The following is a 23,066-nucleotide window of genomic DNA, read 5'->3' on the forward strand; positions in this document are numbered from 1 at the left end:
TTGATAATTCGGATTACGAAAGAAGAATTAACCAATGATTAAGCAGATTATAGTCAAAGATTGCGGCAAGCATAAGTTGTTTTCCGGGCCGGACATCATGCAGTGGTAGCGAAGCCCGGTTTCGCTCAACGGGATCAATCCTTTGCGAAGACCGCGCAAAAAAATCCATCGCCCCCTGAAAGCGGTGTAAAGTGATGCGCCCCCACTTGCGAAAAATCCGGATGACGCGCCAAAAACGCCGCGGATTGCTGATCATTTTCCACATCCAGCAAGGAACAGGTCGCATAGACAAGATGCCCGCCAGGCCGAACCAAACCAGAAGCGCGGCTGAGAATATTTTGTTGCATTTCCACAAGCTGATCCAACCGGTCCCGCGTCAGCAGCCATTTGCCATGCGGATCGCGGCGCCATGACCCGCTGCCCGAACAGGGCGCATCGACCAAAACCGTATGACACGCAGGCAATGCATCAAGATCTTCAGGTGGAACCAGATTGACCTGCGTTCCGGCGCGTGCGGCCCGCGCTGGCAAGTCGTTCATCCGCCGCAGATCGGCGTCATGCGCATAGAATTCACCGGCAATACGGCCCGCTACGGCCAAAACCTTGCCCCCGCCGCCCGCGCAGAAGTCAAGAAACCGTTCGCCCAGCGTCAACGGAACCAAATCCGCAACCGCCTGCGATGCGGCATCCTGCAACTCGATCATGCCGTTTAGATAGGGCTGCGCGTTCCTGATTTTCCGGGCGCCTTCCGAAATGTGTACAGCAGAGGGCGACAATGCATGGGCGGTCCCGATCACGCCCTCTGCGGCAAGTGCTGCAATCGCCTCTTCGCGGCTGGCCTTCATCAAATTAGCCCGGACATAAATGGGTGCACGTTCGCGCATTGCGCGGGCAATCGGCAAGGCCTGATCACCCTGAGAGCGCACCAAATCAGGCCATAGCCACTCGGGAAAATCCGCGTTTTCAGGGCCCGGTTCAGGTGCGGCGCGTTCGGCCTCAGTCAGCGCCGCAGGCGCATAGCGATCCGCGCCGAAGACCGCATCAGGATCTTGCCCGATATCGCGCAAATAACCGATCAAAAGCGCCCGACCTGTCTTGCCCGCCCCCAAAACCGCCAGGCTTTGTTTCTTCCGCAGGACGGCATAGACGATATCAGCAATCGCGGCACGGTCTTTGGAACCTGCATATCGGTTCTTGCGGCCCCAATGGGCCAAAGAACGGTCGGCCAATTCACCATCCTGGATGCGATCAATCACATCGATCGCCGCGCCAATTCTTGCCGCTGGTGTCATGGTGCACGCCCCTTTTGCTGGCACAAACTGCCGCCAGTCTCTAACAGCGAAGTCGGGACCCCAAAAGCGGTTTCTGATTACGCCTGGGTCGTTGCGCCAGTGATACCGGCGACCTGTGGCAGAAGAAACGGGATCCTGCCGTGGGACGGCGCAAGATTGACGCGCAAGCCGCAACTATAGGCATCTGACAATATCTGATCAGTCATCACAACGTCTGGGGCGGCTTGCAGAACCAGTCGCCCTTCTTTCATCAAAGCCACGCTATCGGCAAACATCGCGGTCAGGTTCAGATCATGCATCACGGCAATAACACAGCCCCCCGCATCTGCGTAAGCACGGGCGATTTGCATCACCTCTAGCTGGTGGCCAATATCCAGTGCAGATACAGGCTCATCAAGAAACAAATATGAAGGGGCCCCATTTCGCAACGGCTCCCATACCTGGACCAACACGCGGGCCAATTGGCAACGCTGCTGTTCTCCGCCAGAAAGTTCATGATAATGTCGCCCGGCAAAACCGGACAATCCAACATGGGCCAAAGCCTTTTCGGGCAAAGTGTCATCCGCCGCATCGATCCCCGCCAACAGACCTAAACGAACGACTTCAAGCACGGTGAAAGGAAACGCCAGACGCACCGATTGCGGCAACACCCCGCGCCGGGTCGCAAGCTGGGTGCCGGGGACATGGGCCTGATCCTCACCTTCGAGCAGAACCACGCCAGTATAGCCCAGCTCACCGGTCAGAGCCTTCAGTAGGGTTGTTTTGCCAGACCCGTTAGGCCCGACAATCGCCGTCAGGTTTCCCGGCGCTGCGCTGAATTTTACATCATGCAGAATTTGGCGCCTGCCAAGATGCACGCAAATATCTGTGGCTGATAACATCAGATTACATGTCCAGAATGCCGCGATTGCGCAGCAGGATATAAAGGAAAAACGGCCCGCCTATCGTGGCGGTCACGATCCCAATCGGCAGCTCAGCCGGGGCAATAATGGTCCGCGAAATCATATCTGCGCCCAAAAGAAGGCTGGCCCCAAGCAAGGCCGCAGCAGGCAACAGATACCGGTGATCGGGTCCAATCGCCAATCGCAGGATATGTGGCACCACAAGTCCGATAAAACCGATCCCGCCAGAGACGGCCACCGCTGCACCGGTCGCACCAGCAACCGTAAGAATAGCGATATTCTTCATGCGCTGCACCGGTATGCCCAAATGCCCAGCCGCAGCCTCGCCCAATGTCAAACCGTTCAATCCGCGTGCCAGAAACGGCGCAACGGCCAAAGCCAGCAAGATCAGCGGCATTGCGACAAGAACCTTGGTCCAGGTCGCCCCGGCCAAAGACCCAAGGCCCCAAAACGTCAGATCCCGTAATTGTTGATCATCAGCCATGTAGACCAGCACGCCAGAAATCGCGCCCGCCAAGGCACCCAAAGCGATCCCTGCCAGCAACATGACGGCAACCGATGTGCGCCCGTTGCGTGTGGCAACCCGGTACAGCAGCAATGTGGTAACCCAGCCGCCCAAAAAGGCCGCCAGCGGGACCGTAAAGGTGCCAGTAATGGCCGCGATCGCCGGTGGTAGAAAACCGCCAAGAACGATGGCCAAAATGGCGCCCAGCCCCGCACCGGTGCCAACGCCAACAAGTCCAGGATCAGCAAGCGGGTTGCGAAACAGCCCCTGCATCACAGCGCCCGAAACGGCCAAGGCCGCACCAACGGCAACCCCCATGACGGCGCGGGGAAGCCGGATGTCAAAAAGGATGACACGCTCGCGCAGTCCAATCTCTTCGCCCGCAGCCCAGTGCATCAAGGCCTCAAACAACGACGTCCCTGATGCACCCACCGTCAGGCTGGCGATAAAGACAAAGGTCAACAGAGCCGCAAGCCCGGCAATTGTCTGACGGGCCCTGATACGGCGGTCACCAGAGCGGACGGCAGGTTTGGCCGATATGACAGCGCTGACCATCGCCATCGGTCACTCGGCCCCGTAAAGGGCGCTATGCAGCGCGGTCACAGCATGCGGCGTACGGGGTCCGAAGCCCAGCAAAAGAAGGCCGTCGATCCGGACAACGCTTTGGCTTTCGGCCGCAGGCGTGGTTGAGATCGCCGGGTTCCCCCAAAGATCACGATCCGCGCTGGCATGATCACCTTCCCGGTCCATCATCAAGATAACATCCGGGGCGGCAGCCGTGACAGCCTCGTCGGTCAGCGGCTTGTAACCCTCGAACGCGGTCACAGCATTGACACCGCCCGCCATGGCGATAATGCCATCGGCAGCCGTATTGGTCCCAGAGGCAAGCACCCGTCCGCCTTGCATCGATAAGATAAACAAGACACGCAACGGGTCATCGACGCTGACCTCGGCGCTAGCCAGCTCTTCGTCGATACGGTTTGCTAAAGCCTCGCCATCCTCAGAGACGCCCAAAGCATCGGCCACAGCGCGAATTTTTACGCCGACGGCCGCGCGGTCGAACCCATCAGGGATCGTGATGAACGGAATATTCGCCTGCTCCATCACGGCAATGGTCTCGGCCGGGCCGCTGCCCTCTTCGGCGATAATCAGATCAGGTTCGACAGACAGGATGCCCTCAGGTGACAGTGCACGCATATAACCGACATCCGGCAATTCTTCGACCGATGCCGGAAAGCTAGAGGTCGTATCGCGGGCAACAAGCCGATCTTGCAGACCCAACGCGTAGACGATTTCGGTGACCGACCCGCCAATGGACAAGACGCGGTCACCCTCCTGCGCAAAGCCCGCGGTCGCGCTCATTGCGCAAGCGGTGACAACACCCAAAAGGGTTCTGGAAAGTGTCGTTTTCATTTTCACGCCTCTTCCGTTTCAAGCGTTGGCAGACCATCGATGATCGCCTTGTAGGCCCCAGTGTAGTCGATCTTGTCGCTTTCCTTGCGACGGCCGAACATCTGCAGGATCAGCGCACCATCCTTGTCGAAAGCTTCGATAGATATGGCGGGCCCGCGCTTCGTCGGCTTTTCAATCGCCCAAACCTCGGCCACGTGGTCATTGCGCAGATGCAGGTTAAAACCCGGATCCATGATATTCTGCCAAGGGCCCATAGGGCGCAGCGTGTTGACCGGGCCACTGTGGATTTGAATGCACCCTTTATTGCCAACAAACAGCATCACCTGGGTGTCTTGGGCGGCCAGCGCCTCAAGCGCATCATTCAAGGCACACGGCGCAAGGGCCGTTGCAAAAGGCGCGCCCGCAATCCGGTAAGCGCCCAAGCGGTTCATCCGCAGCTTAGACGTCAAACGCATGAACTGATGGGTATCGGTCATCGCAGCCCATTCCTTGCGCAGGACATCCGCCTTTTCGGGGTCTGCCTTCGGGGTCTCCGCTGGGACGCGCGGCTCAAGCGCGACATGATCAGCCACCTCGCCCGTTGTCAGCTCGGAAACCAGATGGCGCCATGCGTCCATGTCGGTGCCTTCGCGGGCATAGATTTTGTGAATAGCGTCACCAGCCGCATCAAAGACCTGCAAAGAATGGCGCGGGCCGCGCTCTGTTTCGGTCGTCACCGCAAAACCATGCACCCAATGACGGCTGAAGATGCGCAAATCGATCTCTTCGGTCAGAATCATCGAGGCGTGATCGCCAGAATGATAATTGTCATAAATGCCGGTCTTTTCATGGACCGCGCTGATGTTACGGGTCAGGGCCATCACCTCGCCCACGGGCTTTAGACCCGGCATGATTGCATCCGGCGAGGCATGAATACGCGTCGCCCCTTGGGCAGCAACAAGCGCCGCTTCGCCGACACCAAGCTGATCAGCAAGATCGCGGGCGCGCTTTTTGGGGTTATCTGCGATATGTTGGCGAATTTCGTCGGGTGAAAGCGCGGCGTCGATGGCCATGTATGATGTCCCTTGGCTGTCTGTGTGAAAACCTGGCGGGCGGGCATCGAAGCACGCATAGCTGGGACATGGATGCGCGGAAAACAGATCGGCGCAATAATTACTTGACCATTTTAATAAGAATTAATACGGACTGCAATCAAGAATGCAGCATTGCATATCCACCACTCAAAATAAGCCAGCCCAAGCCAGCTTTTACCTTGAAAACAAACGATCAAAGGGCAAAGCATGGCCAACTCTTGTACCCGGTCTGCGCTGAAAAGCGCGACCATCCTTACCTCTGCACTTCTGCTGTCTTCTGGCGGTGCTTTGGCGCAATCCAATGAAGACCCAACGCTTAATCCAATCACATTGCTGGGACGCATCGTTTTCGGGACCGGCGGCTCTGAAACAGTCGCTATCGACACGCCACAAGCTGTGACCGTGTTGAACCAGGAAGATATCGACCGGGCACAAGCAACAACTGTGGGCGAACTGTTCGAAACGGTCCCGGGCGTTCAGTCTATCGGTTCTGGCCGGGTTGCAGGCGAATCTTTCAATATTCGTGGTATTGGTTCTCTGGCTGCATCAGACGAATCCCGGATCATCATCACCGTCGACGGCGCAACAAAGTTCTACGAACAATACCGCCTCGGTTCATTCTTCTCGGATCCTGAACTCTACAAGCAAGTCGAAATCCTTCGCGGCCCGGCGTCTTCAACGCTTTATGGCTCTGGCGCGTTGGGCGGGGTCATCAACTTTGAAACCAAGGATGCGAGCGATTTTCTGACGGATGGGATAAATGCCCTGCGCACGCGTCTATCCTACTCCAGCAACAGCGAAGAGTTCCTGGGATCGCTCATCTATGCAACGCGCCCATCGGAAAATTTTGATACGCTGGTTGCACTGCAATATCGCGAGGCCGACGACTATACGACCGGTGATGGTTCTGAAATTGGCGGTTCAGCATTTGACTCGGCATCCGGATTGGTCAAATCAAACCTCTATTTTGGCGACAGCCTCGACCAAGTATTGACGTTTTCCTACACGCGCTGGGACAGCGAACTTCAAGACACTGAATATTCACAAACCGGCACACTTGGCTTCGGCACTGTTGATCGGCATATCGTGGATGACACAATCGCGCTGCGATACCAAAACCCTGTCTCTGGCAATCCACTTTTCGACTTTGATGTGGTCCTCGCCTACTCCAACACGCAAAATGAACAGTACGATTCGTCATTCGGTTGCTTTGGCTCGCCCTTATTCTGCGATTCCGAATATGCGTATGAAACTACCAGCCTAAAGGTTGAAAACACCGCGACGTTCGGCGCGGGAATCTGGCAGACTTACCTAACAACCGGTGTACAGCTCTCACATCAGGAACGTCTTGCCACAACAGAAATAGGCGACTTGGGGTTCCATCCAGAGGGTACCGATGATCGGGTCGGCCTTTACGCACAAGCCGAGATGATTTGGAACGAACGCCTCACAATTGTCCCTGGCATTCGGGCCGATTTTGCCGAGCTGACAGCAAATGAAGATAGCGGATTGGATGACGTGTCCGAGGTCGCGATATCACCGAAAATCGCAGCGCTTTACGACATTTCAGAAACAGTCAACATCTTCGGTTCATTGGCGAGAACGCAACGGGTCCCGACGATCGACGAATTTTTTTCAACGGATGCGGATGAACCAAACAGCCCAGATCTGGAAATGGAAACGGCAAATAGCGTTGAGCTTGGGGCATCGTTTTCTCGACAAAGCGTGTTGTCAGACAATGATGCATTCCAGGTAAAGGCGACACTGTTCTACTCCGAAATCGATGACCTCATCGCTCGTGAAGATACCGCTGGCACGCCCTACTATGCGAATGTTGATGCCGCAACGATCCACGGCATTGAGCTTGAGGCGGCATACGAATCTGAAGCTGTCTTTGTTCGTTCTGCATACTCTGATGTACGTGGAACCGATGACGCAACAGGCGAAACTTTAGATTCGATTCCAGCCCGTACTTTGAACCTGACAGTCGGCAAACGGATCGTAGCACTTGACGTAGAATACGGATGGCAAGGCAATTTTGTCGACGATATCGCCTATGGAACCGATGAATATGACAGTTACGAAGTGCATGACCTCTTCGTCGGCTGGAAGCCTCAGCAAGGCGCGTTGCAAGGCGTGCAAGCCAACTTCCGGGTCAGTAATGTCTTGGACAAGCAATATACTAATTCACTCGCTGGCGATGCCGGGGAAGGTCGCTCTTACAATGTCAGCCTAACCAAAACATTCGAGTTTTAAAAACATGCGGCGGTCTTCATCCCAAGGAAGACTGGTTTGGCCGTTGTCGTTGTATCCCTCACGGCGTTCACGGTACAGATATTCGCAAATAGGAAGGGGCCGCAATCGCGTGGCCCCTTCATAATGACACAGGAGAAGTTGATGAAACGCCAGACAACAGCACGGGCCTTTGGCAGTCTTGCACTTGCCGCTATGGCTCTGATTGGACCAGCACATGCCCAAGCAGAAACCGCCGCGCCGGGTATCTCGATTGAGCTGAACAGCACCGTCGAAGGTGATAACGCCTGCCGCCTCGTTTTTATGGTTGAAAACAAACTCTCCGCCGATGTGCAAAGCGCCGTCTTTGAGACTGTTCTGTTCACCACCGATGGCGTGGTCGAACGATTGACGCTTTTTGATTTTCAGACGCTCCCCCAAGGCACCCCGCGCGTCCGCCAATTCGACCTCGGCGGCCTGTCCTGTTCCAATCTGGGCCGCGTGCTGTTTAACGGGGTGCAAACCTGCACCGCTGCGCAGCTCAGCCCCGAGGCATGTGGCACAGATCTAAAGGTGACCAGCCGCACCGATGTTGAGGTTTTGGGATGAATATCTTTGCCACCCTTTCCGAGCGCCTCTCAGCCATTTTGGACATTGGCGGGCCGGTCGTTCTGGTCCTGTTGGCCTTGTCGGTCGTCTCGGTCGGCATGATCATCTTTAAACTGGTCCAGTTCGCGGCCAACGGTGTCGGACGGCGTGCGAAATTCACCCAAGGGCTTGATGCCTGGGACAATCGCGATCTTGCAGGCGCAAAGGCCGCGTTACGGGCCTCAAAGAACGGGCGTGCACATATCATTTCGGCGGCGCTTGACCAAATCGGGTCAAACGCAAACGCCCATGACCGGGTCGAGGCCGAGCTTTCGGCCGAGTTTGACCGGCTCGAACGCGGCTTTCGGGTGCTGGACAGCATCGCGCAGATCGCGCCATTGCTGGGCCTCTTCGGGACCGTGCTGGGGATGATCGATGCGTTCCGGGCCTTGCAGGCCGCTGGCACCGCTGTTGATCCGTCCCTTTTGGCGGGCGGCATTTGGGTGGCACTTTTGACCACAGCCGTTGGGCTTGCCGTGGCGATGCCGACACAGATCATGCTGACATGGCTGGAAAGCCGGGTCGACCGGGAACGCAGCTTGGCCGTGATGGCGCTGGAACGGGCTTTCTGCCCATTGGGCGGTGAAACCGCACAAAGTCGCCCGATCGCACATGCTGTCTAAACCGCGCAAAGCGCGTAATGCACTTTCGATGACATCGCTTATTGATGTCATCTTTTTGCTGCTGCTGTTTTTCATGCTGACATCAACCTTCACGCGTTTTGCCGAAATCCCGCTCTCAAGCGGGGCGGCGGGGCTGAATGCGACCACCCCAGATAGCCCGCCTGCATTGGTTCGGCTGACATCCGAAGGGCTTAGCGTGAACGGCATCGACACGGCACCGGATGGGCTGCTTGCTGCGGTTGATGCGCTTCCACAGGCCCCAAATCTGCTGATCGTCACATTAACCGAAGATGTCACGTCCCAGCAGCTTGTTGATCTTTTAGTTCAGGTCCAGCCGCGGCCCGATCTGGCCATTAAGGTGCTCGAATGACCTTACGCACACGAAAACCGCGCAAAAAAGGCGAACCAACGATTGCGTTGATCAATATCGTTTTTTTGATGCTGGTATTCTTCCTGATTGCAGGCACCGTGGCACCGCCGCTGGATGAGCGGGTCAGCCTGGTCGACACCGCAGATCTGGAAGGCAGCCCGCCACCTGACACCGCCGTTGTGCTACCGGATGGAACCCTGGTGTTGCGGGGCGAGCCGATCACGCCCGAAGACCTGATCACAGCCGAAAGGACCGACCCCGATTTGATGCGACTGGTGCCAGATCGGGACTTACCTGCGCAGATGCTTCTTGAGATCACCGCGACACTGCGCGAAGGCGGTATTGCAGATGTTCGTCTGATCACACAGCGAGGGATGCAATGAGCATGCGGGTACCCCTTGGTCTTGGCGGCGCCTTTATGGCCTCGCTTGCATTACATGCCAGCGGCATTTTGGCATCGGCCCCGCCCAAACCACTTGTGGTGATTGATGGCGCACCGCCAGGCGTGGCCCTTTTGGGCGATAGCTTTGCCGATATGGCAATGGGCGCCCCATCCAGCCCGCCAGTCACCGCCGCAGCCAGCCCTTTCACAGAGGCGGCGACGCAGGCCGAAACACCGCCGCAGACGGCAGAAACAGTTGTTCCTGACATCACGCCGACGGCCACAGGAACGCTCGCTATATCGCCGACACCGCCTGTTGCAGCAACTGCGCCTGTGACACCAACCGCCCCCCCTGCCCCGGCAGAGGCGGCGGAGACAAGTCCGCTTGAAACGGTTACGGCCGTCAACGTCCCCGTCGTGCAAACCCCCGATGCAGATACGATCCGGCCACAACGCCGCCCGGCGGATTTGGGCCAGGAACCACCTGAACCTGCACCCCAGCCGCCACGCCAGCAAACCGCCTCTTCATCTGGCAATGCAGACCAGAACGCAACGCGCGGTTCAACTGAGGGGCAGCAAAACGGGCAGGCGACAGCCGCCTCAAATGGCGCAAATAACGACGCAACGAATGCGGCAACGGCGCGGGCTGCCGCGAATTATCAAGGGCAAGTCCTGCGGCAAATCAACAGCACCCGGATCGAGCGACTCAATGCGCGGGGGACAGCAATCATTGCCTTCTCGATCAGTCCGTCAGGCACATTGGCATCTGTCAGTGTTGCGCGATCATCAGGAAATGCACGCATTGATCAGGCTGGCATGAACCATATCCAACGTGCGGCCCCATTCCCGCCACCACCGCCAGGGGCGCAAACCCGTTTCCAGGTCGAGTTCGAGGGGCGCTAAAGCGGATATGACGGCAGCTGCTGAAACGCGGTTTTCAACGCATCACCCCAGCCATCTGAAATGGTTTGGTAAATGGGATCGTTTTCTTCGATGCGCTTGGTGCGGCTGGCATCAAAACTATCGGCCGGATAGACCTGCAAATCAAAAGGCGGCGCGACTGATAGGTTTGATTTGACGGTGGAATCAAATGACACCAGCAGCAGCTTGACGGTTTCCTCAAAACCCATGGTCTGATCATAGGCACGGACCAAAATCGGCTTGCCGTATTTCGTCTCGCCAATCTGAAAGAACGGGGTGTCGTCCGTCACTTCGATAAAGTTGCCTTGGGGATAGATCAAAAAGATGGTCGGTTGGCCGCCCTTGATCTGTCCGCCTACAATGACCGATGCACCAAACTGATCAGCAGCATCTTGTCCGTTACCGCTGCTATCGGCGATCACCTCTTTCAAAGTGGCGCCAACAAGGCGGGCCACCTGAAACATGGTTTCCTGGCGCAGGATGCTGGGATCACGTTCTTCTGCGGCCTTTGAACGTTCTTCAAGCAAGCTGATCATCGATTGCGTGGTCGCCAGATTGCCTGCGGTCATCACGGTAATCATCCGCTCGCCGGGCACGCTCCAGGTAAACATTTTGCGGCTTGTCGCGAAGTTGTCCACCCCCGCATTCGTGCGGGTGTCCGACATGAATACCAACCCATGATCGAGCCGCAATCCAACGCAATATGTCATCTTTGTCTTACCTGAGCAGTGGTCTTCACTTTGCTTACTGCTGAACCTGCACAGATACAATCATTGCTTCATCACCGGGGCCGATCCGCAGCCCGGCAACGGGGGCTGCATCGCGCGCATCCCGGCCAATGGCAACACGGACATATTTTTCATCCGGGCAAACACCATTTGAGACATCAAAGCCAACCCAGCCCAGATCGGGCACATGGGCCTCTGCCCAGGCATGTGTGGCATCCTGATCGATCTGGCCATTGATCATCAAATAACCGCTGACATAGCGCGCAGGCAGACCGGCGGCGCGGCAAACGGCAATGAATATCTGCGCATGATCCTGGCAAACCCCTGCCCCGGTTTCCAAGGCCTGCTCTGCCGTGATGCCCGCCTCGGTAGCGCCAATCTCGTAAGGGGTTGCGGCCAAAATAGCGGCAGAGACGTGATGCAGCGCAGCTAGCGTGTCGGCCTCATCATGCAGCGGCGCGGCAAGCTTGACGACCAAGGGGCCCGCTTCTGTCGCCTCTGTTGCCTGTTTGAAATGCCACAGCGGGGCAACCCCATATCGCTTGCCGAAAATACCAGCGGATTCGTGGGTTTGCACCGTGCCAGAGGCCGTCAACACCACGGATTGGGCCCCAGGATCGATGCTGACCAAGGCAACATCATTGCCATAGTGATCCACATAATTAGTCTCAACCCGCCCCCCTTGCACATCAAGGGTCCAGTCAATCACATCCTGTAAATGGGTCGGCTGCGGACGCAAGCGGACCTTTTGCAGCGCATAGGTGACAGGCACCTCAAAATCATAAGTCGTGCTATGGCGGATCTGAAGCTTCATTTAGCTATTAAACCTGTAGTCCTGTTCAATCTGCTGTCCCAAATTGGCGTTATCTTCGATCACGCTGCCGATGAACTCATGCAGGCCTTCTTCGAAGATGGCATTGATATCGCGGTCTTTCAGCCGCACAAGCAGCTTCTCTGCCATATCGTGACAAGGCATGCGCGTCCCGTAATCAGCGGCCAGATAACCAAGGTTATCGACGATTTTAGACATCCCAAAGCTGAGCGATCGGGGCATGCGCCCATCAAGGATCAGGAAACTGGCGATGGCAGCGGCGGTATAGTCATCGTCCACGGCCCAGCGAAACGAACGATGTGCCGACACCGAGCGCAGGATCGTTTCCCATTGTACATTATCCATCCGGCTGCCCACAAAAGATGCGGCGGGCAGCAAAGAGTAATATTTGACGTCAATGATCCGCGCGGTGCTGTCGATCCGCTCAATGAACGTGCCCAAGCGGCAGAAATCAAACATGTCATTGCGCAGCATTGTCCCATGCAGCGCGCCGCGCACCAAAGCCGATTGTTGACGAATGCTCGCCAAAATCGCGGGCAGTTCAGTCTGGGTGACCGGCTCTTTCAGAAGGGCGGTCAATGTCATCCAGGTCTCATTGACCGCTGACCAGACCTCGGTTGTCAGGGCGGTGCGCACCAGCCTTGCATTGTCGCGCGCCGATTTGATGACTGACAGGACCGAGCTGGGATTTTCCGTATCGCGCAGCAGAAAATTCACAACCCGCGCACCGTCATATCCATCATAGCGCGCCTCATAGGCCATCTGCGCCGCCGAGGTGACGATGATCGATTTCCATTCAGATTCGGCATCAGAGGACCGGGTCAACGCGATCCGAAACCCTGCCTCAAGCAGACGCGCGGTGTTCTCGGCCCGCTCAAGCGACCGGAACATCCAGTAAAGACCCCCTGCAGTTTTTCCCAGCATCTTAGTCTTCCAATATCCAGGTGTCTTTGGTGCCGCCGCCTTGGCTTGAATTCACCACAAGGCTACCCTCTGTCAGGGCCACACGGGTCAATCCGCCAGGGGTGATATCAATCCGGTCAGGCGACATCAGCGCAAAGGGGCGTAAATCGACATGACGCGGTGCCAGCCCTTTTTCAGTGAAAATGGGCACCGTCGACAATGACAAGGTCGGCTGCGCGATGTAATTGCCCGGATTGGCCTTCAGCTTGTCGGTGAATGCTGCGATTTCCTTTTTACTGGCCGCAGGGCCCACAAGCATCCCATAGCCGCCCGATCCATGAACCTCTTTGACGACCAGATCAGCAAGGTTATCCAGAACGTAGCGCAGCATATCGGGCTCTGAGCAGCGATAGGTCTCAACATTCTTCAATATGGCCTTTTCGCCGGTGTAAAACTGCACAATGTCAGGGACATAGCTATAGATCGCCTTGTCATCAGCAACACCCGTACCCGGCGCATTAGCAATAGTGATATTGCCAGCGCGGTACACATCCATGATCCCCGGAACGCCAAGCATGGATTGCGGATTAAAGGTCAGCGGGTCAAGAAATTCATCATCCACACGCCGATAAAGCACATCGATATTGCGATAACCGCGGGTCGTACGCATCGCGATACGGCCATCGCGCACGCGCAGATCATGGCCTTCGACCAATTCGACCCCCATCTGATCGGCCAGGAAACTATGCTCAAAATAAGCCGAATTATATATCCCCGGGGTCAAAACCCCCACACACGGGCGCCCCTCGCAAGAGGCAGGGGCACAAGCAGCCAGGGATCGGCGCAGGCTTTTGGGATAATCGCTAACGGGCTGCACCTTGATCTGGCTAAACAGCTCAGGGAACATCTGTAGCATGGTCTCGCGATTTTCCAGCATATAGCTGACGCCAGAGGGTGTGCGTGCATTGTCTTCAAGCACGTAAAACTCATCCTCGCCGGTGCGCACGATATCGGTGCCAACGATATGGGTGTAGACATTCCCCGGCGGGGCAAAGCCCATCATCTGCGGCAAGAACGCATCATTTTGTGCGATCAATTCCTTGGGAATGACACCGGCGCGCAGAATCTCCTGGCGGTTATAGATATCATAGAGAAACGCATTGATGGCACGGACGCGCTGCTCGATCCCCTTTGAAAGCTTGGTCCATTCACGAGCCGACAAAATCCGCGGGACCAGATCAAACGGGATCAGCCGCTCTTCGGCGTCCGCCTGGCCGTAGACATTAAACGTAATGCCTGTGCGGCGGAAAAAGGCCTCGGCCTCTTCAGATTTGGTGGATAAGCGCGCGTTATCTTGGTTCGCGAACCAGGTATCATATGCGGCATAAGGGCTGCGGACACCGTCGGTAAGCCGCATTTCGTCAAAATGGCATTTCTTTTCGGTCATTTCGTTAACCTACAGGCTTTCAAGGTGGCTGCAATAGCGGCACCGGGAATGCACCCGGTCTTTCCAAACCGCCGCAGAATTCAGCGCCCCAGAACGATCTCTGCCATCAAGCCGCCCAGCTTTGAACTTTCGCTCAGCCGCAGAACACCGCCATGGGTCCGGGCGACATCAGCAACAATGGACAAGCCCAACCCGACGCCACTGCCCCGGTTCTGGTTCCGGGCGAGATCAAGCCGGACAAAGGGGCTGATCGCATCCTCGCGCTGATCTGCGGGAATACCCGGCCCGTCATCTTCGACCCAAAAACGGATCGCACGATCGGTGACGCTGACACCAATCTCGGCCCGGCTGCCATAGCGCAGCGCATTATTCACCAGATTGTCCAGCGCCCGGCGGATCGCAGTCGGACGCAATTGAACAGGATCACGCGATCCTTTCAGATCAGAAATAACAACGGCCTGCCCAATACGCTTTGCATCCTCAAACACCGCCTGAACGAGATCAGCGGGCACGGTTTCTTCAAGGTCATCAGACGCGTCGCTGCGCGCGAAATCAAGAAAACCGTCCAGCAACCTCTCCATATCCTCGACATCACGGACCAAAGGGGCGACCTCATCTTCATCCAGCATGGAAAGACCCAAACGCAGGCGTGTCAGCGGCGTGCGCAAATCGTGGCTGACGCCCGACAGCATCAAAGTCCGGCTTTGGGTCTGCCGCTCAAGCCGGTTACGCATATCAAGAAAAGCCATGCCCGCCGCCCGCACCTCAACCGCACCTGTGGGGGTAAAGCGGGTAATACGTCCCTTCCCATAGTCAGCAGCCGCCGCCGCCATGCGTTTGATCGGGCGCAGCTGGTTGCGCAAAAAGAAATAGGCGATGGCGGTCATCAACGCGCCCATGACCACCATAATCACCAAAAGCTGATGCGGATTAGAGGCAGAGACCCGGCGCCGGCTGAAATCCAGCTTCAACGGGCCATGCACGGTCTCAATCCAAATCACGACACGGCGCCGATCAGCCAGCGAAACCTGGATGACATTGGCAACGCCTGCGCGCAGCTCAGCGATCACACTATTACCAGTCAGATCGACCCAGGGGACGATATCAGCGGCCACAATATCGGTCGCGGGCAGTTCCGTGAGAATTTCCAGCGGTGCATCAATGCGTGACAGGGCCGCGCGGGCGGCCTCAACGTCAGGGGCACCATTCGCGGTATCGACCAAAAAACGAATTTCGATATTGACCGCACTTGTCATCAGCTCGGTCACGCCTTCAAAGTGACGTTGAATGAATACGACCGAGACCAGCAATTGGAGCATGATCACCGGCAAAATCAGGATCAGCGCCGCGCGGGCATAAATCCCGCGGGGCATGTAATTCTTGATCCAACGAAACACCATGGCGGCAGGCTACAAGCCATGACACAAAACGGAAAGCCAAGAAGATGACCAAGACCGCTTTTCAGCCCGGCAACGCAACCATGCTGGCACCGGATCTATGTTGTGTGCTGGCGCCGAACCCTTCACCAATGACCTATTGGGGAACCAATACTTATCTTTTGGGCCGCGACAGTCTGGCGATCATCGATCCTGGGCCGGATCTGGATGCCCATCGCCGCGCGATTCTGGCGGCCATTGACGGGCGCCCCGTCACCCATATCCTGCTGACACATAGCCATCTTGATCATTCACCGTTGGCAAAGCCGCTTGGCGCAGCGCTGAACGCACCCGTTCTGGCCTTCGGAAACAGCAGCGCCGGACGCAGCGCGGTGATGACACGGCTGGCACAGACGGGGCTGACAGGCGGCGGCGAAGGCATTGACCGCGATTTCAAGCCAGATCAATGCCTTAAAGACAATGAGGTGCTGACCGAAGCTTGGGGACAGATCAAGGCGCTGCACACGCCGGGACATATTGGCAATCACTTGTGTTTCCAATGGAAAGACGCGGTCTTTACCGGCGATCACGTGATGGGCTGGGCCAGCTCGCTTGTCTCGCCGCCTGACGGTGATCTGACGGATTTCATGCGATCCTGCGCACGGCTCAAAGGAATTACGGCAAAAACCCACTACCCGGGGCATGGCGGCCCGATCACTGACCCCCAAGCGCGGCTTGACTGGCTGATCGCACATCGGCGCAGCCGCGAAGCGCAGCTATTGGCGGCGTTACAGCCGGGGCCAGGCGATGTGGAAACGCTCACGCAACAGCTTTACGCAGATGTAACCCCTGCCCTGCACAAAGCCGCGGCGCGGAACGTCTTTGCTCATCTGGTAGACTTGGCTGAAAGGGGCCGGATCAGGGCGACACCACAGCTTGCGCTAGATGCAAAATTCGAATTGGTCACCGGGCGAAACGCCGATCAAACATGAATGTAAAAAACTGTACGAAACCCACTGGACGGCACTGAATCGCATTGCTATACGGCCCGAGTGTTCCGGCGTAGCTCAGCGGTAGAGCAGTTGACTGTTAATCAATTGGTCGTAGGTTCGATCCCTACCGCCGGAGCCAAAAATCACCCGATTTGATATAGCTACGATGGTAAAACAGGATGTTTTGCCCCCTGCCGTGGTGACCACGGCAGAAGACACGGCGTGCAGGTCTATTCAACAACCAACCGGCACAGCACGGTGTTATTGGTTTCAAGATCAGGGCCCCAGATCAGCTCTGCGGCGCTGTCCCAGGTGATTTCATCATAACCACCTTTTGGATCAACAGCACTGGCAGAATGCACCGTTGCAGCAGGCCAGTCAGAGGCATCAAAACCCAACGTATCCCAACCGTCAGGTTCGGCAGCAGTTTCAAATCCGCATGCACCTTGCCCTGCGACAGGGTTGCTTTCGCTTTCACAGGATTTATCCAGCGGCGCCTCATGGATAACGATACATTGCCAGCCATCATCTGTGACAGCCACGCTTTGGCCAGCGGCATCACGCAATTGCAAGATCACGCCGCCATCGCCCATCTGCTGGCGGCGACTGCCAATATATTCAAGGCCGGTATCATTTTCCTTAAAGTCCTTGGCGGTCAGGGCCAGCACAAAGGGACGCGCGACCTCAAAGCCAAAGCTTTCGGCGTTAAAAGAACGCTCGGTGGTGATCGGCACGCTATCCTCGGCAACTTGGGTGCCATTGACGCTTAGCGCGAACCAATTATCCGCCCAGACATCCCCGTAGAATGTCTCAGCCCCAGCGGCACTGGCCAGACAGGTCAAAACAGCAATGGCAGGAAGGGGTGTTTTCATGGCGATACTCCAAAACTCTGATGTCTCAAAGTATAACGGATCAGGGCACAATTTTCGCCGGTATTATTTGATGCGCAAAGCAATCGCGCGATTTCGCCGAACCTCAAGGGTCGGCAGATGCGTCAGGCACTGCGGCACAAGATCAACCTACCGCAAACATTCATTGCAGAAAGCGCGTCTTCAAATATCGAAAACAAAGGCAACACCAATGATGACAGCCGCCACAAGAAGACCGCCCAAGATCAGTTTGCCATAATCGGCAAATGACATTGATCTTAGGTTGCGGTTCAACGCATCGGCATAAACGACGCCATCACAATGAGAGCAGTAAAAATCCCCAAAACAAGGCGCGTGCACGGTCCAGCAGGCTTTGCAAACACCATCATTTGGCTGCGCTGTACGCGCCCTCGTCATACCTGAGACCATAATTGAACTCCCTTATGAAATAAGCTTAGGCCAAAGGTCAGGTTACGATAAGCCGCGACCGCATTTCACAGGTTTTCAGGCGGCTTCCCGCAAAGCCCTTACCCAACTCGATAATTCGGGCTCTCACGGGTAATCTGCACATCATGCACATGGCTTTCTTTCAGCCCAGCCCCGGTAATTTTGACGAAATTGCAGTTTTTGCGCATCTCGTCGATGGTCGCGCAACCGGTATATCCCATCGCCGCGCGCAGACCGCCAACCAGTTGGTGGATCACCGCACTGGCCGACCCCTTGTAAGGCACCTGGCCCTCAATCCCTTCGGGCACCAGTTTATCGCTGGCGGCATCTTTTTGGAAATAGCGATCAGCCGATCCGCGCGCCATGGCGCCAAGGCTCCCCATACCGCGATAGGATTTAAACGATCGGCCCTGATACAGGATCACCTCGCCAGGGCTTTCGTCGGTGCCGGCAATCATCGACCCAACCATGGCGCAAGAGGCCCCAGCGGCGATGGCCTTGGCGAAATCGCCGGAAAACTTGATGCCGCCATCAGCAATTACCGGCACGTCCCCGGCCCCGGACGCGCAATCCATAATAGCCGTTAGCTGCGGCACACCAACACCGGCCACCATACGGGTGGTGCAAATGGACCCAGGACCAATGCCCACCTTCACAGCATCTGCACCTGCGCCAATCAAGGCCTTTGCGGCCTCTGTCGTTGCGATATTCCCGGCGACGATCTGCACCTCGTTGGACAGTTTCTTGGCACGCTCAACAGCCTGGGCCACCCCTTCGGAATGGCCATGGGCGGTATCGACAACGATCATATCAACACCGGCATCCACCAACGCCTCCGAGCGTTCAAACCCAGCGTCGCCAACACCCGAGGCCGCAGCAACGCGCAACCGGCCGAGATCATCTTTGCAGGCAATCGGGTTCAGCACGGCCTGTTCACTGTCTTTGAGCGTCAAAAGACCGGTCAGCTTGCCCTGACCATCGGTGATCAACAGCTTTTCAATCCGGCGGGATTGCATCAGGGACCGGGCTTCATCCAGATCGGCAGGCTCCGTCAAGATCGCCAGATTGTCCGAGGTCATCATGACACTGACAGGCGTCTTATCATCCTGCGCAAAACGCATATCGCGATTGGTGACAATCCCCACAACGCGGCCATCTTCGCCAACGACCGGGAAACCGGTGATGCGATACCGCTCCATCAGCAGCTTGGCATCCGCCAGGGTCTGATCAGGGCGCAGCGTAACGGGGTTATAGACCGTGCCAGAGACAAAACGCTTCACACGGCGGATTTCCTTGGCCTGGGCCTCAATATCCAGGTTTTTATGGACGACACCGATGCCGCCCGCTTGGGCCATGGCAATGGCCATACGGCCTTCGGTCACGGTATCCATGGCGCTGGACAGGAGCGGAATATTCATTGAGATGGTTTTGGTGACCTGCGTGCGGGTATCCGCGGTTGAGGGCAACACGCTTGATGCCCCCGGCACCAGCAAAACATCATCAAAGGTAAGCGCCTCGCGAATCTGCATAATCGGGTCCCCCATGCTGGCATCACTTGGCACGTCCCTATTGCATGGAAAGCCGGGCAGCAAAACCCCGGCACGTGCATATTTTGTAGAATTGGCGGCAAATGGCACCAAACCAGCATGGTGTCAGGCCGCAGGCCTGTCCGCTGGGGTGAATGCCGCTGCGCATAATCATTATGACGGTTACGGGCCTTCCCTTCGCGGGCGCGGGCGATATCTTGCAGGCAAACAAGTCAGGCATGCACGGATATGAGCAACGATCCTCTGGTCATCTTCACCCCGTCGGGGAAACGAGGCAACTTCGCAGTAGGTACGCCGGTGCTGACGGCCGCGCGGCAGCTTGGGGTCGATCTGGATTCGGTTTGTGGCGGACGCGGCATCTGTTCGAAATGCCAGATCACGCCATCTTATGGTGAATTTCCCAAACACGGGGTCACCGTCGCGGAAACAGCGCTTTCGGAATGGAACAGCGTCGAACAACGCTATGACGACAAACGCGGGTTGAAAAAAGGGCGCCGTTTGGGCTGCCAGGCGACGATCCAATCGGATATCGTCATCGACGTCCCCGCCGAAAGCCAGGTGCATAAACAGGTTGTGCGCAAACGGGCCGAGGCGCGCGACATCACCATGAACCCCTCCACCCGGCTGTACTATGTTGAGGTGGCCGAACCCGACATGCATGACCCCTCTGGCGATCTGGAACGGCTGGTGGCGGCGCTGCGCCGGGATTGGGACCTACCCGATCTTGAGGCCGATCTGCGGGTGCTCACCACGCTGCAATCAGCGCTGCGCAAAGGGGACTGGAAAGTCACCGTCACTGTGCATTTGGGGGATGCAGTGTTTTCACCGCGGATCATCGAAATCTGGCCGGGGTTCTATGAAGGAACCATCTACGGGCTGGCCGTCGATCTGGGCTCAACCACCATCGCCGCACATCTTTGCGATCTGCGGACGGGCGAGGTGATAGCTTCGTCCGGGATCATGAATCCGCAAATCCGCTTTGGCGAAGACCTGATGAGCCGGGTCAGCTATGGGATGATGAACCCAACCGGGTCCGACGAAATGACCCGCGCCGTGCGCGAAGGAATGAACGCGCTTTTTGTGCAAATCGCGGCCGAGGCAGAAATTGACCGCGATCTGATCATGGACGCCGTCTTTGTCTGCAACCCGGTCATGCACCACCTGTTCCTGGGGATCGATGCCTATGAACTGGGCCAAGCGCCTTTTGCATTGGCCACGTCAGACGCCATATCCCTCCGCGCGCTTGAGCTGGATTTGAACCTGCACCCGGCGGCCCGGGTCTATCTGCTGCCTTGCATCGCAGGCCATGTCGGCGCGGATGCGGCTGCGGTGGCGCTCTCCGAAGCACCCGACAAATCCGATGACCTTGTTCTGGTGGTCGATGTGGGCACCAATGCCGAAATCATCCTTGGAAACAAGGACAAGGTGCTCGCCTGTTCGTCGCCCACCGGGCCCGCCTTTGAAGGGGCGCAGATCAGCAGCGGGCAGCGGGCGGCACCCGGCGCGATTGAGCATGTGCAAATCGATCCGGTCACCAAACTGCCCCGGTTCCAGGTCATCGGCAGCGATATCTGGTCGGACGAAGACGGCTTTGACGCCGCCATTGCACAAACCGGGATAACGGGGATCTGCGGGTCCGGGATCATCGAAGTGGTTGCCGAAATGCGGCTCGCCGGGATCGTCGATGGGCCTGGACTGATCGGATCAGCCGAACAAACCGGATCGCCCAATTGTTTTGAGGACGGGCGGACCAATTCCTACCTGCTCTATGATGGTACGCCCGATGGGGGGCCAAAAATCACGGTCACCAATACGGACATCCGGCAAATCCAGATGGCCAAAGCGGCGCTTTATTCCGGCGCACGGCTGCTGATGGACAAATTCGGGGTCGATCACGTGGACCGGGTGGTTTTGGCCGGGGCCTTTGGCGCGCATATCAGCCCCAAACATGCGATGGTTCTAGGGATGATCCCTGATGCGCCGCTCGATAAGGTGACAAGCGCTGGAAACGCTGCGGGAACCGGGGCGCGCATTGCGCTCCTGAACACCGGCGCCCGACGCGAGATTGAGCAAGTCGTGCACAACATCCACAAAATCGAAACCGCCATTGAGCCACGCTTTCAAGAACATTTCGTAAATGCCTCCGCGATCCCAAACGCGGTTGAGCCCTTCCCGATCCTCAAAAGCATCGTGACTATTCCGGATGTGACGCATAATACCGGGGGCGGCGAACGCAAGTCGCGCAGACGGCGCGCGCGTTAGCCGCCCCTATGGCGATAGGCGGGCTAGCCGTCGAACCAGCCTGCAACATCCGAGGCGAATGAAACCGTCATCGCAAAGGATTCAGGACCAGCATCAGAATCGTAATAGCGCCAATCCAGCGATACGGCCTCGGTCAGGGTCTTTGACAGGCCAACATCCCAGCTGTCATCGTCACCCTCTTCCGAAAATTCATAAGCGCCGGACAATTCGTAACTGGCGGGCAGCGCATAGGCAAAGCCTTGGGTGATTGTCTCGGTCTCTTCCAGATCACTCGTCAATGCGGTGGACCCAGATAGCCCGCCAAAGACGGGGTAGCCAATAGTCACAATGGCCTCTTGGCCGTCATCACCAGTCTCGTTCAGATAATAGCGGCCATAATATAGGTCATAGGACATCAGGCCGAATTCACCAGCATAGCCGACATAGGTGCTGACCCCATAATCATCGGTTTCACTGTCTTCATTGGACAGATCAGCGCCGATATAGATGCCAATGTCGCTGGTATATTCCAGCGATGGCGTCAGCGTCAGCGTGCTATTGGTGTCATCTACCTCCAGCTCCAGGTCAGTGCCGAAGGTCAGGTTCTCTGCGGCAACAGCGCCCGGGATCAGCCCAGCGGCAGCCATTGTCAGTAACATGTGGCGGTACGTCATCGGTTTTCTCCGTTTTTGGGAATGCGTCGATCAGATCGCAGGCCAGCCCGGTGAACAGGCCGGCCACTCTGCGGTGCTAGTTCACCTCAAAGGCCTTCTCGGCAAGCACCTGACCGTCCACACGAACGACGACAAGCACGTCGCGGCGCACTGGCAAACCGGTCGAGACACGGACATCTGTATTGGCGCCTTCATGGATGTTTTCGGTGCCAAGCAGCGCACCAATCTCGCCTGTATGGAAATCATACACTTCGACCTGACCAGCCCCATCTGACGTGATCAGCCCCAGATCAAGCATATCGCTGGCCTCCAGCGTGTGACCGTTTTCAAAGTAAGTATCCGCCCAAACGGTGGCAGGGGCACAAAGGGCGGCGATAACAGCAATGTTGCGAAGGAACGTTCTGGACATGGTTTCAACCTTTCGTTTTCAGTTGGTGAGTGAAGGCGGCAGACAGCCGCCCGAGCGATGCCAGAACAGCTGGGCAGGCGTGTGAGTGGTCCCGCTCATCTGCTGGTGCCTCTTGAACGCAGGCAAACTGACGTTACGTCGCGCGATACGGCGGCAACGGGTTCAACTGTTTGTGATGGGCGCGGCGAATTAACGGACAAAAGGACCCTGCGTCACACTGGACGCCGCGTCAGTTTTGCC

General features: G+C 56.9%; 23 protein-coding genes and 1 tRNA gene. 9 read left to right on the forward strand and 15 right to left on the reverse strand.

Annotation, left to right across the window (positions count from 1 at the left end; genetic code table 11):
- Positions 1 to 134: 134 nt before the first annotated feature.
- The 5 genes from AABB29_RS17495 to AABB29_RS17515 form a co-directional block, all read right to left on the reverse strand.
- Complete coding sequence (locus AABB29_RS17495) at positions 135 to 1,292, reverse strand: RsmB/NOP family class I SAM-dependent RNA methyltransferase (RefSeq protein ID WP_341365696.1); 1,158 nt, start codon at positions 1,290 to 1,292, stop codon at positions 135 to 137.
- Positions 1,293 to 1,369: 77 nt separating this feature from the next.
- Positions 1,370 to 2,173 (reverse strand): heme ABC transporter ATP-binding protein, encoded by an 804-nt coding sequence (locus tag AABB29_RS17500; RefSeq protein WP_341365695.1) that lies wholly within the window; start codon positions 2,171 to 2,173, stop codon positions 1,370 to 1,372.
- 4 nt (positions 2,174 to 2,177) lie between these two features.
- A complete protein-coding gene (locus AABB29_RS17505) occupies positions 2,178 to 3,260 on the reverse strand; it encodes an iron ABC transporter permease (RefSeq protein WP_341365694.1) in 1,083 nt (360 codons plus the stop codon).
- Positions 3,261 to 3,263: 3 nt separating this feature from the next.
- On the reverse strand, positions 3,264 to 4,112 hold the full coding sequence (locus tag AABB29_RS17510; RefSeq protein ID WP_373636655.1) for a hemin ABC transporter substrate-binding protein: 849 nt from the start codon (positions 4,110 to 4,112) through the stop codon (positions 3,264 to 3,266).
- A gap of 2 nt (positions 4,113 to 4,114) precedes the next feature.
- A complete protein-coding gene (locus tag AABB29_RS17515) occupies positions 4,115 to 5,164 on the reverse strand; it encodes a ChuX/HutX family heme-like substrate-binding protein (protein WP_341365693.1) in 1,050 nt (349 codons plus the stop codon).
- A 228-nt stretch (positions 5,165 to 5,392) separates the two neighbouring features.
- On the opposite strand from AABB29_RS17515, the gene AABB29_RS17520 reads away from it, so the two are divergent.
- The 6 genes from AABB29_RS17520 to AABB29_RS17545 all read left to right on the forward strand — a co-directional run bounded on the left by AABB29_RS17520 (position 5,393) and on the right by AABB29_RS17545 (position 10,343).
- On the forward strand, positions 5,393 to 7,441 hold the full coding sequence (locus tag AABB29_RS17520) for a TonB-dependent receptor domain-containing protein (protein ID WP_341365692.1): 2,049 nt from the start codon (positions 5,393 to 5,395) through the stop codon (positions 7,439 to 7,441).
- A gap of 141 nt (positions 7,442 to 7,582) precedes the next feature.
- Complete coding sequence (locus AABB29_RS17525) at positions 7,583 to 8,026, forward strand: hypothetical protein (protein ID WP_341365691.1); 444 nt, start codon at positions 7,583 to 7,585, stop codon at positions 8,024 to 8,026.
- Entirely contained in the window at positions 8,023 to 8,688 is a 666-nt protein-coding gene (locus AABB29_RS17530; RefSeq protein WP_341365690.1) for a MotA/TolQ/ExbB proton channel family protein, read from the forward strand. The genes AABB29_RS17525 and AABB29_RS17530 overlap by 4 nt, the downstream gene beginning before the upstream one ends.
- Positions 8,678 to 9,058, forward strand: coding sequence for a biopolymer transporter ExbD (locus AABB29_RS17535; RefSeq protein WP_341365689.1), 381 nt, complete (start codon positions 8,678 to 8,680; stop codon positions 9,056 to 9,058). The genes AABB29_RS17530 and AABB29_RS17535 overlap by 11 nt, the downstream gene beginning before the upstream one ends.
- Positions 9,055 to 9,441, forward strand: a complete 387-nt coding sequence (locus AABB29_RS17540; RefSeq protein ID WP_341365688.1) for a biopolymer transporter ExbD — start codon at positions 9,055 to 9,057, stop codon at positions 9,439 to 9,441. The genes AABB29_RS17535 and AABB29_RS17540 overlap by 4 nt, the downstream gene beginning before the upstream one ends.
- 2 nt (positions 9,442 to 9,443) lie before the next feature.
- A complete protein-coding gene (locus AABB29_RS17545; protein WP_373636656.1) occupies positions 9,444 to 10,343 on the forward strand; it encodes an energy transducer TonB in 900 nt (299 codons plus the stop codon).
- Here AABB29_RS17545 and AABB29_RS17550 read toward each other — a convergent pair.
- The 5 genes from AABB29_RS17550 to AABB29_RS17570 form a co-directional block, all read right to left on the reverse strand.
- The gene (locus tag AABB29_RS17550) at positions 10,340 to 11,071 is read right to left on the reverse strand and encodes a peptidase (RefSeq protein WP_341365685.1); all 732 of its coding nucleotides are present in this window, start codon (positions 11,069 to 11,071) and stop codon (positions 10,340 to 10,342) included. The genes AABB29_RS17545 and AABB29_RS17550 overlap by 4 nt on opposite strands.
- A 34-nt stretch (positions 11,072 to 11,105) precedes the next feature.
- Positions 11,106 to 11,903 (reverse strand): transglutaminase family protein, encoded by a 798-nt coding sequence (locus AABB29_RS17555; protein ID WP_341365684.1) that lies wholly within the window; start codon positions 11,901 to 11,903, stop codon positions 11,106 to 11,108.
- The gene (locus AABB29_RS17560; RefSeq protein WP_341365683.1) at positions 11,904 to 12,845 is read right to left on the reverse strand and encodes an alpha-E domain-containing protein; all 942 of its coding nucleotides are present in this window, start codon (positions 12,843 to 12,845) and stop codon (positions 11,904 to 11,906) included. It abuts the gene before it with no gap.
- A 1-nt stretch (position 12,846) separates the two neighbouring features.
- Entirely contained in the window at positions 12,847 to 14,271 is a 1,425-nt protein-coding gene (locus AABB29_RS17565; RefSeq protein WP_341365682.1) for a circularly permuted type 2 ATP-grasp protein, read from the reverse strand.
- Between the two features lie 80 nt (positions 14,272 to 14,351).
- Entirely contained in the window at positions 14,352 to 15,671 is a 1,320-nt protein-coding gene (locus AABB29_RS17570) for an ATP-binding protein (protein ID WP_341365681.1), read from the reverse strand.
- A 44-nt stretch (positions 15,672 to 15,715) separates the two neighbouring features.
- Between AABB29_RS17570 and AABB29_RS17575 the strand changes: the two genes are divergently transcribed.
- Both AABB29_RS17575 and AABB29_RS17580 read left to right on the forward strand, forming a co-directional pair.
- Positions 15,716 to 16,639 carry an MBL fold metallo-hydrolase gene (locus AABB29_RS17575; protein WP_341365680.1) on the forward strand — a complete coding sequence of 308 codons (924 nt, stop codon included), beginning with the start codon at positions 15,716 to 15,718 and terminating at the stop codon, positions 16,637 to 16,639.
- Positions 16,640 to 16,703: 64 nt separating this feature from the next.
- Positions 16,704 to 16,778: transfer RNA gene (locus AABB29_RS17580), tRNA-Asn, on the forward strand.
- Positions 16,779 to 16,869: 91 nt separating this feature from the next.
- Here the strand turns inward: AABB29_RS17580 and AABB29_RS17585 are convergent.
- From AABB29_RS17585 to guaB, 3 genes are all read right to left on the reverse strand, one after another.
- Positions 16,870 to 17,511 (reverse strand): PEBP family protein, encoded by a 642-nt coding sequence (locus AABB29_RS17585; RefSeq protein ID WP_341365679.1) that lies wholly within the window; start codon positions 17,509 to 17,511, stop codon positions 16,870 to 16,872.
- Positions 17,512 to 17,691: 180 nt separating this feature from the next.
- The gene (locus AABB29_RS17590) at positions 17,692 to 17,925 is read right to left on the reverse strand and encodes a hypothetical protein (protein WP_341365678.1); all 234 of its coding nucleotides are present in this window, start codon (positions 17,923 to 17,925) and stop codon (positions 17,692 to 17,694) included.
- Between the two features lie 110 nt (positions 17,926 to 18,035).
- Complete coding sequence (gene guaB / locus AABB29_RS17595; RefSeq protein ID WP_341365677.1) at positions 18,036 to 19,484, reverse strand: IMP dehydrogenase; 1,449 nt, start codon at positions 19,482 to 19,484, stop codon at positions 18,036 to 18,038.
- A gap of 246 nt (positions 19,485 to 19,730) precedes the next feature.
- On the opposite strand from guaB, the gene AABB29_RS17600 reads away from it, so the two are divergent.
- Entirely contained in the window at positions 19,731 to 21,764 is a 2,034-nt protein-coding gene (locus AABB29_RS17600; protein WP_341365676.1) for an ASKHA domain-containing protein, read from the forward strand.
- A gap of 23 nt (positions 21,765 to 21,787) precedes the next feature.
- On the opposite strand, the gene AABB29_RS17605 is transcribed toward AABB29_RS17600, so the two are convergent.
- Together AABB29_RS17605 and AABB29_RS17610 are read right to left on the reverse strand one after the other, a co-directional pair.
- Positions 21,788 to 22,417, reverse strand: a complete 630-nt coding sequence (locus tag AABB29_RS17605; protein WP_341365675.1) for a hypothetical protein — start codon at positions 22,415 to 22,417, stop codon at positions 21,788 to 21,790.
- Between the two features lie 76 nt (positions 22,418 to 22,493).
- Positions 22,494 to 22,826, reverse strand: a complete 333-nt coding sequence (locus tag AABB29_RS17610) for a hypothetical protein (protein ID WP_341365674.1) — start codon at positions 22,824 to 22,826, stop codon at positions 22,494 to 22,496.
- Between the last annotated feature and the right edge of the window lie 240 nt (positions 22,827 to 23,066).

Source organism: Yoonia sp. BS5-3, from assembly GCF_038069655.2.
Classification (GTDB): domain Bacteria; phylum Pseudomonadota; class Alphaproteobacteria; order Rhodobacterales; family Rhodobacteraceae; genus Yoonia; species Yoonia phaeophyticola.

Coding starts and splice junctions, on each gene's coding strand:
- AABB29_RS17515 (WP_341365693.1), bottom strand. CDS start 5,164: ATGGCCATCGACGCCGCGCTTTCACCCGACGAAATTCGCCAACATATC.
- AABB29_RS17575 (WP_341365680.1), top strand. CDS start 15,716: ATGACCAAGACCGCTTTTCAGCCCGGCAACGCAACCATGCTGGCACCG.
- AABB29_RS17530 (WP_341365690.1), top strand. CDS start 8,023: ATGAATATCTTTGCCACCCTTTCCGAGCGCCTCTCAGCCATTTTGGAC.
- AABB29_RS17520 (WP_341365692.1), top strand. CDS start 5,393: ATGGCCAACTCTTGTACCCGGTCTGCGCTGAAAAGCGCGACCATCCTT.
- AABB29_RS17500 (WP_341365695.1), bottom strand. CDS start 2,173: ATGTTATCAGCCACAGATATTTGCGTGCATCTTGGCAGGCGCCAAATT.
- AABB29_RS17555 (WP_341365684.1), bottom strand. CDS start 11,903: ATGAAGCTTCAGATCCGCCATAGCACGACTTATGATTTTGAGGTGCCT.
- AABB29_RS17560 (WP_341365683.1), bottom strand. CDS start 12,845: ATGCTGGGAAAAACTGCAGGGGGTCTTTACTGGATGTTCCGGTCGCTT.
- AABB29_RS17525 (WP_341365691.1), top strand. CDS start 7,583: ATGAAACGCCAGACAACAGCACGGGCCTTTGGCAGTCTTGCACTTGCC.
- AABB29_RS17550 (WP_341365685.1), bottom strand. CDS start 11,071: ATGACATATTGCGTTGGATTGCGGCTCGATCATGGGTTGGTATTCATG.
- AABB29_RS17510 (WP_373636655.1), bottom strand. CDS start 4,112: ATGAAAACGACACTTTCCAGAACCCTTTTGGGTGTTGTCACCGCTTGC.
- AABB29_RS17495 (WP_341365696.1), bottom strand. CDS start 1,292: ATGACACCAGCGGCAAGAATTGGCGCGGCGATCGATGTGATTGATCGC.
- guaB (WP_341365677.1), bottom strand. CDS start 19,484: ATGCAGATTCGCGAGGCGCTTACCTTTGATGATGTTTTGCTGGTGCCG.
- AABB29_RS17600 (WP_341365676.1), top strand. CDS start 19,731: ATGAGCAACGATCCTCTGGTCATCTTCACCCCGTCGGGGAAACGAGGC.
- AABB29_RS17610 (WP_341365674.1), bottom strand. CDS start 22,826: ATGTCCAGAACGTTCCTTCGCAACATTGCTGTTATCGCCGCCCTTTGT.
- AABB29_RS17570 (WP_341365681.1), bottom strand. CDS start 15,671: ATGGTGTTTCGTTGGATCAAGAATTACATGCCCCGCGGGATTTATGCC.
- AABB29_RS17590 (WP_341365678.1), bottom strand. CDS start 17,925: ATGACGAGGGCGCGTACAGCGCAGCCAAATGATGGTGTTTGCAAAGCC.
- AABB29_RS17605 (WP_341365675.1), bottom strand. CDS start 22,417: ATGACGTACCGCCACATGTTACTGACAATGGCTGCCGCTGGGCTGATC.
- AABB29_RS17505 (WP_341365694.1), bottom strand. CDS start 3,260: ATGGCGATGGTCAGCGCTGTCATATCGGCCAAACCTGCCGTCCGCTCT.
- AABB29_RS17565 (WP_341365682.1), bottom strand. CDS start 14,271: ATGACCGAAAAGAAATGCCATTTTGACGAAATGCGGCTTACCGACGGT.
- AABB29_RS17540 (WP_341365688.1), top strand. CDS start 9,055: ATGACCTTACGCACACGAAAACCGCGCAAAAAAGGCGAACCAACGATT.
- AABB29_RS17585 (WP_341365679.1), bottom strand. CDS start 17,511: ATGAAAACACCCCTTCCTGCCATTGCTGTTTTGACCTGTCTGGCCAGT.
- AABB29_RS17535 (WP_341365689.1), top strand. CDS start 8,678: ATGCTGTCTAAACCGCGCAAAGCGCGTAATGCACTTTCGATGACATCG.
- AABB29_RS17545 (WP_373636656.1), top strand. CDS start 9,444: ATGCGGGTACCCCTTGGTCTTGGCGGCGCCTTTATGGCCTCGCTTGCA.